Genomic DNA, 13,526 nt, shown 5'->3' on the forward strand with positions numbered 1-13,526 from the left:
CGGTCACTCCCCCTGAAGCGCAAACCAGGCGCGCATCTGGTAGCTGCAATGGCATTTCGCGGAGCCGTCAGGCACGAGGACGAGGCCGGAGGCGGGGATGGCGTTGATCCAGCAACTGGGGCGGATGCCGCCGTAGTTTTCGGTGCCGGCGCTGCGGGTGAGATCGACGTAGCCGAGCGTGGCGCTGCGGAAGAGCATGAGGTTCTTGCTGGCGGCGATCTGGCCGCAACCATAGGAGCGCTTTAGCTCGAACTCGACGGGCGAGCCGGTTTTGAGATCCCACGCGCCGCCTTGAGAATAGATGGTGGCGTCGTTGATGAGCGGGCGGGTTTGATACTTGCCGTCCTGATCCCACAAACGCTTCCCGGTGGCGATGTCGAAGCCCGCGAGGCGTCCGCCGACCTCGGAGGGCAGTTCGAAGAAGTTATGCCGCACCGCTTTGTAGTTCATGAGCAGCACGCCGTGCTTCGCACTGACGGCGACCTGCGTGCCCCAAATGTCGTCTTGGTTTTCCCACAGGACTTTGCCGGTGGCGGAGTCGAGCGCGAGCAGCGTGCCTGCGGGCACCTGGCTGTGAGTGAGTTTAGGCGCGGATTTGCCATCGCGGCGTGGGTTCGTGACGCGGTCCGCTTCGACGATGGGGCGGTCGATCAAATAGACGCGCTCTCCGGCGATGGCGACGCTGTTGTGGCGGATGGAGCCCTTGGGTTCGTGTTTCCATTTCATCACGCCAGTGGCGGGGTCCATGGCGAAGAGCAGCACGGACTCGGTGCGCAGGTTCGTGAGCTGGTAGCGCGGGCTGACGTTGTGCGCGGCGTTTTCGACGGAGCCAAAGAGCATGCCGTTTTCAAAGGCGAGGTAGCCCCAGTTGCGATTCGCGGCATCGGCAGCGACGGGCGTGGCGAATTCGCGCACGAGCTTGCCAGTGGCGAGATCGATGCGCAGGCAGCGCGGACCGCTTTTGATATAGACGGAGTCGCCGCCGATGCAGAACGGCCCGCCGGTGTCGCCGATGCCGACATCGTGATGGATGCCGTCGAAGTCGATGAGCAGGTTCTTCACGTCGAACTCCCACAGCTTGCGCCCGTTGTAGGCATCGAGGCAGCAGAGACCATGCACGCCGCTGGTGACCATGTAACCCTGCGAAATGAGTGGCGCGGGGCCTTGCCCGTGGCGGTTGGCGACCTCGAACTCGACATCGCGGAACCAAAACATGGAGAGCTTGCCCTTCACGAGTTCGTCATCGGAGCAGAGCGTGTTCGCAGCGCTGCCGTTCTGATGTGTCCAGCTTCCGGCACCCGCTGGGGCGCTGGCGCGTTCGAGCTTCAAACTGTCGCGATGGCAAATGAGGCCGCTGTAGGGCCGGCGCAGACGCTCCATCTCCTTTTGAATCGCAGGCGTGACCTCTTTCGGAGCTATGACGAGGTTGGCGAACTGCTTCGGGTAGTTCGTGGCATCCAACGAGCCCACATGTATGGACACTCGCGTGCCATAGAGACCTGCGTTGGCGATTCGTAGTCTCGCGGCTTGCGCAATGGCTTCATCACTCTCGATGGCAACGATTTGAAGATCCGACTGACGCGCCAAAGCGAGTGCGAAGTCGGCATGACCAGCTCCGAACACTGCTGCGTAACCTTCGGTGATCTTCGCGGCATCAAGGATGGCTTTCGCCTCGGCCATCACGGCGGCATCGAGCGGCTTTACTTCGGCAATCGGCGCTGAAACAGGCAACGGTGCGGGATCGCCATCGAAGAGATAGACGATGCCTTTGTCCGTGGTGGCGACGACTCGGCCATTACCCGCTGCTAGGCCGAGCACGCGGCCTTCGACCTTTTGCTTCCACCATTCCGTGCGCTGGCCGTTGTAGTCGATGGCGCTGATTTGTCCGTCGAAGCCGATCACGGCCTCGGGACCGGTGACGATAAATTCGAGCACTTCTTTTTCGAGTGGCGTGAGCTTGTCCTGCACCAGTGAGCGCACCATCGAAGCCGTGCCTTTGCGGTCGATCTTTTCCACATCCTTCCAACGATACGTCGCCAGCGAGCGACCCTCCGCACGTACCACGCCGCCCGGAATCGCCACCGCCGAGCCCATGCCGAGCTGCGAGGTCATGTCGCCCGTCTTCACATCGAAAAGGCAGCCCGCATTGAGAAAGCTCGACTCCGTGAGTACGGCTCGTGTGCCGCCGCGCTGCTGGTTCTTTTGCAGATGGTAGTAGCGCAGTTTGCCGTCGCCACGCTCGAACACCGCTGGCACCGCGCGGCCTGTGGGCACGATCAAAGCCGTGTCGGTGGCCAGCAGATAACCCTGCGGTGCCACGCCGCTCACCGCTTCCGCTCCGCCGTGGGGCTGAGCCATGAAAAGACCGCCTGATTCGCTGTTTTGCCAAACCGGAGCACCCGTCGCCGCATCCAGCGCATGGAGAAACACGCCATCGCTCGGCCAGATGCCTGCGGAGTAATACACCTTGTCCTCCGACACCACCGGACCGCCTCGCGCGGGCCAGTGTGAGATCATCCGCTCATTGCCGAGCACCTGCTGCGCTCCCGGCCCGCCGCGATGTTTCCAAAGCATCTTCCCATCGTTCAACGCGAGCGCATAGAGATGCCCATCATCGCTCGCCACAAACACGCGATCCTTCCAGGCCGTCGGCGCAAAACGCACCGGCCCACCTGTGAAGAAGCGCCAGCGCACGGAGCCCGTTTTTGCATCCAGCGCATACACCTGATCATCCGCCGAGCTGCCAAAGAGCACGAGATCACCGACGATGATCGGCTGAAACGCCAGATCATACTCCATGCGCTCCGAAGTCGGCCACGCTGGCCTCGGAGCCGCAGGCAGCCGAAACTCCCAGCGCTGCCGAAGCTGATTCGGAATCGTCTCCGCCGAGTAACCGCTGCGCGCAGCATCGCCACGATAGGTGGGCCAGTCGGCGGCGGATAAAGACGAAGCGAGAAGGCAGAAAAGAAGCGGGCGCATGATGATGAATCATCAACGGCCTTGCGGGGCAGGTTCTTCGACTGGCGGCCCTGTTAATACTGCCCCGTGCGCAGCAGGACGAGCGTGCATGCTTCCTCTACCATGACTCCTGAAGCTTCAAGTTTGGCGGCCAGTTCGGGATTCTCAGCGCCCGGATTGAAGATCACGCGTCGTGGTTTCAGAGCGATGAGTTTGTCAGCAAGGCCGCTGGAGATGGCTGCGCCGACATACATGGTCACTGTGTCCACCGGGCCGGAGATCTGAGAAAGATCTGCCACGACGGGAACACCCGCGATGCTGGGCAGCTTCGGATGAACAGGCACGACTTCATGGCCGTGCTCGCGCAGGAGAAGCTGCGCCATGTGGGAGTAGCGGTCTGGTTTGTCACTGGCACCGACGATGACGGTGCGTTTGGGATGGGAAGAGTTCATGATGAAGTAAAATCGACGCTTCTAACCGCTACGCGCGCTCGCCTTGGGCCTTCAGCCAAGCCAGTGCTTCCTCGCGTGTTGTGATCACACCTTCGAGCTGGGCGTCCTGCACTTTTGTGAGGATCTGGCCGAGTATGGGGCCGGGCTGCCAGCCGAGGGAAATGAGGTCACGCCCGTTGAGCAGTGGCTTCGGAATGAGTGGCTCAGTGGAGAACTCGGCTGCCTTGGCCTGCATGAACTCATAGTTGTCCAGCAGGCCGTTTGAGCCGAGGCAATCGACCCGATGCAGCGCCAGCTCGTCTGCCCAGGTGGGGCGGGACATCATGCGCTTCAGGGTGCTCTTTTTCATCTTCTTCACGTCCTTGAAGACCATGTGATGCTCCACCGCCACCTGCGCGGGCTCGATGACATCGTTCGGAAACTTCAGGCGGCGGAGAATGTCACCTGTCATCTCGGCACCGAGTTTGTCGTGACCATTGAAGCGGATGCGGCCCGTTTCATCCACGGTGAAGGTGGCGGGCTTGGCGATGTCATGCAGCAGGACGCTGAGCACGAGCGGCAGAGACACATGCTCGGGCAGCAGGCTGAGCATGAGCCGTGTATGGATGAAGACATCTCCCTCAGGATGCCACTGCGGGGGCTGCTCCACGCCTTTCAGCACGAGGATCTCCGGCAGCACCTGCGCCATGAGACCGCTGTCAATCAGCAGGTCAAAGCCGCGCACGCGATTGGGGTGCAGGAAGATCTTGATGAGTTCATCGCGGATGCGTTCGGCGCTCACGCTCTGGATTTGCGGGGCGAAGTCGATGACGGCGTGCCAGGTTTCCGGCTCGATCTCAAAGCCGAGCACGGTGGCGAAGCGCACGGCACGCAGCAGGCGCAGCTTGTCCTCCGCGAAGCGTTGTGCGGGATCACCGATGGCGCGGAGCACGCGCTTCTCCAGATCGGACTGCCCGCCGACATGGTCGATGATGCGATCCTCGATTGGATCGCGAAAGAGGCCATTGACGGTGAAGTCGCGGCGCCTCGCATCCTCCTCGGCGGTGGAAAAAGTGACGCTTTCGGGGTGGCGTCCATCGTTGTAGCTGCCGTCCGTGCGGAACGTGGCCACCTCGATCTGCTCTCCGCCCTGCCGCACGATCACGACGCCGAAATGCGCTCCGACGGTGAGCGCTCCTGGGAACAGGGCGATGACCTGATCCGGCGTGGCGCTGGTGGCGATATCGAAATCCTTTGGCTCGCGCCCGAGCAGATGATCCCGCACGCATCCACCCGCGAGCAGAGCCTGATGACCTGAATGACGGAGCTTCTGAATGACTTGGATGGCGGCGGTGAGCATGAGAAGAATGACAAGATACTTCCGAGTCCGTTTTCCGAAAGACTGCAACTGAGAAACAAAAAGAGGTTGAGTCAGAAGGCTGCGCGCAGATTCGGACAACTGGCCGCTTCTGTTTTGATGCGTCAGCCCTGTCGGAAAACCTACTTTCTCACATTTTGTAGAAGATAGCGCGCATCTTGTCGTTTGAGGGGCGGTTAGACCTGTCTCCCCCCCTGCGCCATGAAAACGATTGCCTTTCTCCTTCTCACGGCTTGTGCCGCCCACGCTGCCGCTTTGCCGGAAGCTGCCAAAATCGACCAACTGCTGGCTGCCGACTGGCAGAAGAATGGTCTTCAGGCGAATCCGCCAGCCACGGACGATGTGCTGGTGCGCCGCCTGTATCTGGACATCGCGGGGCGCATCCCGACGGTGGCGGAGCGGGAGGAGTTTATCGGCTCGAATGACCCGCAGAAGCGCGCGAAGCTGATCGACAAGCTCCTGGCCAGCGATGGCTACACGAGCCACATGTTTAACTTTTGGGCTGATTTGCTCCGCCTGACGGACAACACGAAGGGCCGCATCACTGCCGAGGCCTACGAGGAATGGATGAAGAAGGAGCTGAAGGCGAATACGCCCTACGATCAGATGGTGAAGAAGCTGCTCACGACCGATGGCGGTGCCTGGGACAGCGGCAGCATCGGCTTTTACCAGCGGGACGAGAACAAGCTCGATCACCTCGCCTACACGGTGCAGGTCTTTCTGGGCACGAGCATCGTCTGCGCGCAATGCCACAATCACCCCTTCGATAAGTGGACGCAGATGGATTATTACAGCATGGCCGCCTTTACCTATGGCATGGACACGAAGGGCAATGGCGTGACTGACATCAAGCTTCCAAAGCGCCCGCAGGCACCTGGCAAGATGGTGCCTGCTTCTCTGGCCAACCTGTCACCCAAAGAGCGCCGCGAGTACATGAAGAAGCACCCGGAAGAGATCGCCAAGCTGCGCGAAGAGGCGAAGAAGACCGCGTCCGTCAGCAACGAAGACATGCGGGAGGTCAAGCAAGCTCTCGGTGATGTGATGAAGCCGCTGCGCTACACCGCCATCACGAACAACGATGGCAAGCTGCCGAAGCTGCCTGACGACTACAAGTACACGGACGGCAAGCCCGGCCAGACTATCGAGGCGCGTGCCATGTTTGGTCACGACGCGAAGCCGAAGGAAGGCCAGACCCGCGTGCATGCCTTCGCCGACTGGATGACCAGCCCAGAGAATCCCCGCTTCACCACGGTGATCGCGAACCGCATGTGGAAGAAGGTTTTCGGCTTGGGCCTGATCGAGCCTGTGGATGAGATGACGGACTCCACGGTGGCCTCCAATCCTGCCCTGATGGATTACCTCACGCAGCTCATGATCGAGAAGAAGTACTCGCTCAAATCCTTCATGCGCGTGCTTTATAACACCGACACCTACCAGCGCGCGGCGGGCACCCAGGAGATCGCCCTGGGCGAGACCTCCCACTTCACCGGCCCGATGCTCCGCCGCATGAGCGCCGAGCAGGTCTGGGACAGCGTGATCACTCTGACGAAGGGGAATCTGGATGGCATGGTCGATGATGAAAACCAACGCCTGCACCAGTATCTCGACGATCTGGCGATGTTCCTCGGCACCATGAAGGAGAAGGGCCCCGAGGGCATCCTCGCCGCTGCCAAAGTGGGCATGGAGCAGCGCAAGGCAGCCGATCAAAAGCTCGACGAACTCCGCGCCAAAATGGCGGAGGAAAAGGAAAAAGGGACCGCCTCCAAAGCCGATGCCAAAGCGCTCGCCAATGCCGCGAACAAACTGCGCCGTGAGGCCACGGATGACCTGCTCACTAACCTGATGGGTGACGAGCGCGCGAATGCCCTGCTCAGAGGTTACAAGCCCGAGAAGCCGGAGGTGAAACGTCCCGCCATCGATAAAGCCGCACTCGCCAACCTGACGAAGGAGCAGCGGAAAGACCTCGTCAAAAATGCTGCCAGCAACAACATGGTCGCCGCCCGCGCCTCCGAGCTGCCCAGCCCCGCGCGCCCCGGCCACTTCCTCCGCACCTTCGGCCAGAGCGACCGCGAGGTGATCGACAATTCCAGCGACGACGCCTCCGTGCCACAGGCACTGACTTTGCTCAATGGACCTCTCGTCGAGACCATCACCAGCCCGCTTTCCCTCCTGAACCAGCAGCTCGCCAAAGCCGGAGCTCCTGAACAAAAGGTGACGCTTCTCTACGAAGCTCTGCTGAGCCGCCGCCCTACAAACAACGAGCGCGCCGTGCTCGACAGCGTCGTCCGTGAGCGTGGCGACAAAGCCCTCGCTGACATCACCCACGCGCTGCTCACCGGCAGCCAGTTCCTTTTCATTCAGTAAAGCCCCGTCGAACCCTGTAAAGAAAGCCTACTTGTCATGAATACCTTCATCAAAGCCGACGAACCTTCCCGCCGTGAATTCGTCCTCGGCATCGCCAAGACCTGCCTCGGCGTCTCCGTGCTGCCCATGATGGGTGGCAAAGCTGGTGCTGTTCCCTTTGAAGGCAGCTCGAAGGCCAAGCAGGTGCCGACGGCGCGCAACGTCATCTATTTGTACATGTCTGGCGGCATGACGCACCTCGATACCTTCGGCGTTGTGCCTGGGGCCGATACCATGGGCGATACGAAGTGCATCCCGACCAGCGCCGATGGAGTTCAGCTCGGCGATGGCCTGCCCACCGTGGCAAAGCACATGCATCACGGAGTGATCATCAACAGCCTCAGCAGCACCCAGGGCGCGCATGAGCAGGGAAACTACTTCCAGCACACCGGCTACACCATGCGCGGTGCCACAAGGCATCCCACGATGGGCGCGTGGCTCCAGAAATTCCAGGGTAAGGGCCACCCAGATCTGCCCGGCACCGTCGTCATCTCCGGCGACAGCAAGCACCCTGGAGGTGGCTTCTTCGAAGCTCCCTTCCAGCCCCTCGTGCTAAACAATCCCAGCACCGGGCTTCAGCACAGCAAGCGTCTCGCCAACCTCGGAGAGAGTGATTTTGACTACCGCCTGAACCTATCCGCGAAGTTGAATGCAGGCTTTGAAGAAACCTACAAGCACAGCGCCGTGCGTGCTTACTCGGATGTCTATAAAGACGCCGTCAAAGTCATGAAGAGCGCCGATCTCGCCGCCTTTGACCTCAGCCAGGAATCCTCTGAGTCTCAGGCCGAATACGGCACCAGCAACTTCGGCCAGGGCTGCCTGCTTGCCCGCCGACTCGTCGAGCACGGCGTCCGCTTTGTGGAAGTCAGTCTCGGTGGCTGGGACATGCATCAGGACATCTACGCCCGCCTCCCCGAGAAGATCGGTGAACTCGACCAAGCCCTCGGTGCGTTGCTCGGTGATCTCGACCGTCGCGGCCTGCTGAATGATACTCTCGTCGTCCTCACCTCCGAGTTTGGCCGCACGCCAAAGATCAACCAAAACTCTGGCCGCGACCATTACCCGAAAGCCTTCAGTTCCGTGCTCTGGGGCGGCGGCATCAAAGGCGGCCAGATCTACGGCAAGACGGACAAAGGCATCGAAGTCACCGAGAACAAAGTCAACGTCCCCGACCTCAACGCCACCATCGGCTACGCCCTCGGTCTGCCGCTGGATCAGGTCATCTTCAGCCCCACGAAGCGTCCCTTCACCATCGCTGACAAGGGGCAGCCGCTGACGAGTTTGTTTGGCTGAAGCTGGCTTCGGGCGTGACATCTCTATGCCGAAGTGGGTATCTTCATGCTTGTCATGAAACTTCGCTTAATTCTGCCCTTTGCCTTCGCCATGCTTACCATGCCCGCCTGTGCCGAGGATGAAGCCACAAAGGCGCTCAAGGAGGCCCAGGCCTTTGCCCGGGCAGGCGAATTCGAGAAAGCTCTGGAACGGCATGAGTGGTATCATGCGAATGCCTTGAGTGTCGAGTCGGCCCAGTATGGCGTTCGGCTCTCCTTTGCCCTCAGCTACTGGAAGCAACTCGGCGACAAATACCCTCCTGCCCTGGCATCTCTCACCAACTTGCGGGATCAGGGCACTCAGGCAGCGCTGGATGGTAAAGCGGCACCGGAGTTGTTTCACGACGTGGTTTCGATCAATCGGACGCTAAAGGAGGAAGCCAAGTCAGTGACCCTTTTCAAGGCCCTGGCCGAGAAGCAGCCCGACTTCGCCAAAAAATGCTTTCGCTACATGGATGACACGCTCGTGGATGCCGGTGAGCTGGAGCTTTTCGAGAAATATAGCGGGGACTTGGCGGGCTACCTGAAGCGCAAAATCGACGGTCACGTCAGGATGATCGGCATGATCCGTGCCCGCCCAGGTTCGGAGCAAAGCATCAAAAGCTTCGAGGAGAAGCTGGTCACCCTGACGATGACACTCTCAGATTATGCGGTGAAGAAAGGAAATACAGATCTGGCCGCCAGACTCAAGCAGATGACCGCAGAGGTGATTTCTGATCCAAGGCTGGCGAAGTAAGCGCGGCTGTTACTGCTCTTCCATCAACTTCACCGCCAGCCGACGCATGGTCTGCCGAAGGGGGAGGTTGTCCGTGCGCTCGCAGGCTTCGTCGAGGTTTCGCAGGATGCGCAGGAGGGTTTGATCCACGGTCGCTGGCTGACGGATGACCTCCTCGATGGCTGGGTTCGCCGCAGGATGGTGCTTGGCCACATCGCCAGCCAGCATGAAGCGGCCACGATTGAAGCAGTCCACCAGCCAACTGCGACCCAGCATCTCCACACGGGCGAGGAAGTGTCCGGGAAAGTTACAGCCCTGGATGTCCAGCCCGAAGCGCTGGCCGAGCAAGCGGTAGAGGCAGCAGAGGCTGATGGGATTACCCAGGCCGGTTTCCAGCACCCAGAAGAGGTTGCTGTTGCGGGCAGAGTAGTAGTCTTTGCTGTTGCCACGGAAGCGCACGATTCCGTCCTTCATGGCGAAGAGCCACTCGCTCAGCTCACGAGCATCCATGCGGCCACCATCACGGAAAGCCTCCTCGGCGAGGGCATCGAGGCGCTGGGCAAGATCACCCGGCTGCGTGCGCCAGCCATTCAAATAGGAGGAGATCTGGGCCAGGCCTTCTTCGAGTTGCGCATGGGAGGTGTCCAGCCAGCGCCAGCGCATCCAGGTCTCTTCGAGCTCGGCCTTGCGCGCAGGCTCCAGCAGACGACCGACGTGGCGCTCCTCATCGAGAGTCAGCTGGCGGTCCAGATGCTTCAGGCGCTCGGGCAGATCGCGCCTCATGTTGGTGAACTCGCGCTGCAGCGCCTCCTGTACCACAGGGGATTCATCGTCCAGGAGGGTGATCAAATGGTCGAGCTGGGCGAGTGCGGGCATATAAGCTGAATAGCAGAAAGCGGTCCGGCTTTCCAAGTGCAAACTCATCTCTCTGCGACATCGTCCGGTCATGCGCCTCGCAATTCTGCACTACACCCTCCCGCCCACCATCGGCGGCGTGGAGCGCGTGATTCGAGATCAAGCGGCGGCAATGACGGCGCTAGGGCATGAGGTGGAACTGATGACGAGGACGAGTGGGCTTCGTTTCGCGAGCTACGACGCCGTGCTCATCCACAATGTGATGACGATGCCCTTCGATCTCGAATGGACTCGGGAACTGCAAGCACTCGCTGCCGAACATCCCGAGATCCGCTGGATCAACTGGGTCCACGATGTCGCTGCCGTGAATCCAGCCTACGCGCACCTCAACTGGCAAGAGCCCGTGCCGCCGATGCTACATGTCGCTGTCTCGGAAGTGCGGCGGGCGGATTACGCCAGAGCCAGCGGGTTGCCGCTGGAAAGCATTCACGTTATCCCAAACGGCATCGATCTGGCCTCCGTGCTCGGTTTGACGCAGCGAATCGCAGCACTGCCGCTGGGGGAGCGTGATCTCGTGCTCGTGCATCCCACGCGGCTCGTTCGGCGAAAGAATATCGAGCTAGGGCTGCGTGTGCTGGCTTCCCTACGTTCAGATGGCTGCGATGCCACCTACATCATCACGGGTGCGCCCGATCCTCATCAAGCTGATGGCCTGGCTTACCATCGTGAACTGAAGAACCTCGTGAATGAACTCGATCTCGCTGAGCATGTCCTTTTCCTCGGTGAAACAGGTCCGCTGGGGGATGCCGATGTCCGCAGCCTCTACTCCATAGCCGACGCGCTTTTCTTTCCCAGCACGGGCGAAGGCTTCGGCCTGCCGCTGCTGGAAGCACTGGCGCATCGACTACCCATTTTTTGCTCAAATCTGCCCGTGCATGGCGAGGTGCTCGGGGAGTCGGGGCATTATTTCCAAATCGATGCGGAGTCCAAAGAAATCTCGGCACAGATCATGCGATGGCTTAATAATAACCAACCCACGCGCCATCGGAGGCTCCTCCGGCAGAAGTTTGACATGCTCAAAATCTGCCAGGAACGCCTTGAGCCTCTGCTACTTACCGCTAACGAATGACCAGCCACATGACCGACCTCACCCTACCGAACGCCGAGATCCAAGCCATCCTCGAAGCGCGCCACGGCGACCCTTTCGGATTTCTTGGGCGGCACCGGCTGGCGGATGGCAGCACCGTCGTCCGCAGCTTCCAGCCAAATGCCCATTCGGTGAAGGTCATCTCCCGCGATGGCAGTGCCGAGTGGCCGTTGGAGCGGGTGAATGATCAGGGTTTCTTCGTCGGCGCGGTCGGTGCCCTGGATCAGGCTTACGACATCGAGATCCAGACCCATGGTGGTCGCAGCATCCGGCAGGCTGACCCGTATTCGTTCGGCACCTTCCTCGGTGATCAGGACATGTACTTCTTCCGCGAAGGCACGCACCGGAAGCTCTGGGACTGCTTCGGTGCTCACTTGAAGACCATCGGCGGCGTCAGTGGCGTGCAGTTCGCCGTCTGGGCTCCGAATGCCCGACGTGTGTCCGTGGTGGGTGATTTCAATCAATGGGATGGCCGCGTGAACCCCATGCGCAACCGCATCGAAGCTGGTGTCTGGGAGCTTTTCATCCCTGGCATCACGGAGCTGACGCATTACAAATTCGAGCTGCTCGGCGCGGACGGCGGGCTGCACATCAAGAGCGATCCCTTCGCCTTCTTCGGCCAGCACGGCACGCAGACGGCCAGCCTTGTCTTCAATCTCGACCGCTATGCCTGGGGCGACAATGAGTGGATGCAAAAGCGCGCCATCAACGATCTCTACCACACACCGATGAGCATCTACGAGGTCCACCTCGGCTCATGGAAGCGCATCCCCGAGCAAAAGAACCGCTCCAAATCCTACCGCGAGCTCGCCGATGATCTCATCCCGTATGTGAAGAGCATGAACTTCACGCACATCGAGCTCATGCCGGTGTCGGAGTTCCCCTTCGATGGCTCCTGGGGCTATCAGGTCACCGGTTACTTCGCCGCCACCAGCCGCTTTGGGAATCCCGATGAGTTCCGCGAGTTCGTAGACCGCTGCCATCAGGCAGGCATCGGTGTCCTGCTGGACTGGGTGCCCGGCCACTTCCCGAAAGATGCCTTTGGTTTGGCCAAATTCGACGGCAGCGCTCTCTACGAACACGCCGACCCACGCCAGGGCGAGCATCAGGACTGGGGCACGCTCATCTTCAATTATGGCCGCCCCGAAGTGAAGAACTTCCTCGTCGCCAATGCCCTCTACTGGCTCGATGAATTCCACATCGACGGCCTCCGCGTGGATGCCGTGGCCTCCATGCTCTACCTCGACTACTCGCGCAAACCCTGGGCCTGGGTGCCGAACAAATACGGTGGCCGCGAGAACCTCGAAGCCATCGACTTCATGCGCGATCTGAACCGCGTCTGTTACGAACTCCATCCCGGCACCACCATCATCGCCGAGGAAAGCACCGCCTGGCCCGGAGTCTCGAAGCCCACCGACACCGGCGGTCTCGGCTTCGGCTTCAAATGGAACATGGGCTGGATGAATGACACCCTCCGCTACATGCAGGAGGACCCTGTCCACCGGAAGTATCATCATGGCGATGCCACCTTCTCCATGCTCTACGCCTACGATGAAAACTTCGTCCTCGTGCTCAGTCACGACGAAGTCGTCCACGGCAAAGGTAGCATGATCAACAAGATGCCCGGCGACCGCTGGCAGAAGTTCGCCAATCTCCGCATGCTCTATGCGTGGATGTGGGCGCACCCCGGCAAGAAGCTTCTCTTCATGGGCTGCGAGTTTGGCCAGTGGCAGGAGTGGAACCACGAGCGCAGCCTCGACTGGCATCTCTTCATGGGTGAGGAGCACGCCTCACTCCAGAAGCTCATCCGTGACCTGAACTGGCTCTACACCACACGCCCCGCGCTCCACGCGCTCGACCATGAAGGCGGCGGCTTCGAATGGCTGGATGCCAGCAACGCCGACCACAGCATTTTTGCCTTCATCCGCAAAGCTCCCGATGGAGACAAAGTCTATTGCGTCATCAACGCCACGCCCGTGCCGCGCAAAGGCTACCGTGTCGGCGTCTCCGAACCCGGCAGCTACCGCGAACTCATCAACACCGACTCCCCCGGCTACGCCGGCAGCGGCATGGTGAACCCACTCCCGATGCCCGCCGGACCGACCGAATGGCAAGGCCAGCCCTGGAGCATCATCATCGATCTCCCGCCGCTCGGCGTCGTGTGGCTCGGCCGATAAATCTCCTAGGCGGTGTTTGAAAACCCTCAACAACCGTATCTGAGCCAGTCGATGATGGAGGCGAATTGAATGAGGGAGAGGAAGTGAAGGGCAAGCTTGTCGCGCCTTGTGCTTGAGCAGGCCCAACGTTT

The 13,526-nt window shown here is 60.5% G+C and carries 9 protein-coding genes; 5 read left to right on the top strand and 4 right to left on the bottom strand.

Translation table 11 applies throughout. The features are described from left to right. Positions 1–3 precede the first annotated feature (3 nt). The 3 genes from AC6FTP_RS12870 to AC6FTP_RS12880 are packed head-to-tail and all read right to left on the bottom strand — an operon-like array spanning position 4 to position 4,749. The gene (locus tag AC6FTP_RS12870) at positions 4–2,979 is read right to left on the bottom strand and encodes an outer membrane protein assembly factor BamB family protein (protein WP_497207322.1); all 2,976 of its coding nucleotides are present in this window, start codon (positions 2,977–2,979) and stop codon (positions 4–6) included. 53 nt (positions 2,980–3,032) lie between these two features. Beyond that, positions 3,033–3,410 (bottom strand): CoA-binding protein, encoded by a 378-nt coding sequence (locus tag AC6FTP_RS12875; protein WP_497207323.1) that lies wholly within the window; start codon positions 3,408–3,410, stop codon positions 3,033–3,035. Positions 3,411–3,438: 28 nt separating this feature from the next. Further along, a complete protein-coding gene (locus AC6FTP_RS12880) occupies positions 3,439–4,749 on the bottom strand; it encodes a CCA tRNA nucleotidyltransferase (protein ID WP_497207324.1) in 1,311 nt (436 codons plus the stop codon). Positions 4,750–4,968: 219 nt separating this feature from the next. Here AC6FTP_RS12880 and AC6FTP_RS12885 point away from each other — a divergent pair, with 219 nt between their 5' ends. The 3 genes from AC6FTP_RS12885 to AC6FTP_RS12895 are packed head-to-tail and all read left to right on the top strand — an operon-like array spanning position 4,969 to position 9,237. Then, positions 4,969–7,131, top strand: coding sequence for a DUF1549 domain-containing protein (locus AC6FTP_RS12885; protein WP_497207325.1), 2,163 nt, complete (start codon positions 4,969–4,971; stop codon positions 7,129–7,131). A 36-nt stretch (positions 7,132–7,167) separates the two neighbouring features. Then, the gene (locus AC6FTP_RS12890; RefSeq protein WP_497207326.1) at positions 7,168–8,463 is read left to right on the top strand and encodes a DUF1501 domain-containing protein; all 1,296 of its coding nucleotides are present in this window, start codon (positions 7,168–7,170) and stop codon (positions 8,461–8,463) included. A 54-nt stretch (positions 8,464–8,517) separates the two neighbouring features. Continuing rightward, entirely contained in the window at positions 8,518–9,237 is a 720-nt protein-coding gene (locus AC6FTP_RS12895) for a hypothetical protein (protein WP_497207327.1), read from the top strand. Between the two features lie 9 nt (positions 9,238–9,246). Here AC6FTP_RS12895 and AC6FTP_RS12900 read toward each other — a convergent pair whose 3' ends face one another. Next, the gene (locus AC6FTP_RS12900) at positions 9,247–10,092 is read right to left on the bottom strand and encodes a transglutaminase-like domain-containing protein (protein WP_497207328.1); all 846 of its coding nucleotides are present in this window, start codon (positions 10,090–10,092) and stop codon (positions 9,247–9,249) included. Between the two features lie 70 nt (positions 10,093–10,162). On the opposite strand from AC6FTP_RS12900, the gene AC6FTP_RS12905 reads away from it, so the two are divergent. Further along, positions 10,163–11,200: a glycosyltransferase family 4 protein gene (locus AC6FTP_RS12905; protein ID WP_497207329.1), complete on the top strand. Its 1,038-nt coding sequence runs from the start codon at positions 10,163–10,165 to the stop codon at positions 11,198–11,200. 8 nt (positions 11,201–11,208) lie between these two features. Then, complete coding sequence (gene glgB, locus AC6FTP_RS12910; protein WP_497207330.1) at positions 11,209–13,395, top strand: 1,4-alpha-glucan branching protein GlgB; 2,187 nt, start codon at positions 11,209–11,211, stop codon at positions 13,393–13,395. Positions 13,396–13,526: the final 131 nt, after the last annotated feature.

Origin of the sequence: Prosthecobacter sp. (assembly GCF_044378005.1) — a bacterium.
Taxonomy (GTDB): domain Bacteria; phylum Verrucomicrobiota; class Verrucomicrobiia; order Verrucomicrobiales; family Verrucomicrobiaceae; genus Prosthecobacter.

What these genes read in the sequence shown, in the direction of transcription:
- AC6FTP_RS12890 (WP_497207326.1), top strand. Translation starts at nt 7,168, where the DNA reads ATGAATACCTTCATCAAAGCCGACGAACCTTCCCGCCGTGAATTCGTC.
- AC6FTP_RS12870 (WP_497207322.1), bottom strand. Translation starts at nt 2,979, where the DNA reads ATGCGCCCGCTTCTTTTCTGCCTTCTCGCTTCGTCTTTATCCGCCGCC.
- AC6FTP_RS12885 (WP_497207325.1), top strand. Translation starts at nt 4,969, where the DNA reads ATGAAAACGATTGCCTTTCTCCTTCTCACGGCTTGTGCCGCCCACGCT.
- AC6FTP_RS12905 (WP_497207329.1), top strand. Translation starts at nt 10,163, where the DNA reads ATGCGCCTCGCAATTCTGCACTACACCCTCCCGCCCACCATCGGCGGC.
- AC6FTP_RS12900 (WP_497207328.1), bottom strand. Translation starts at nt 10,092, where the DNA reads ATGCCCGCACTCGCCCAGCTCGACCATTTGATCACCCTCCTGGACGAT.
- AC6FTP_RS12880 (WP_497207324.1), bottom strand. Translation starts at nt 4,749, where the DNA reads ATGCTCACCGCCGCCATCCAAGTCATTCAGAAGCTCCGTCATTCAGGT.
- AC6FTP_RS12875 (WP_497207323.1), bottom strand. Translation starts at nt 3,410, where the DNA reads ATGAACTCTTCCCATCCCAAACGCACCGTCATCGTCGGTGCCAGTGAC.
- AC6FTP_RS12895 (WP_497207327.1), top strand. Translation starts at nt 8,518, where the DNA reads ATGAAACTTCGCTTAATTCTGCCCTTTGCCTTCGCCATGCTTACCATG.
- glgB (WP_497207330.1), top strand. Translation starts at nt 11,209, where the DNA reads ATGACCGACCTCACCCTACCGAACGCCGAGATCCAAGCCATCCTCGAA.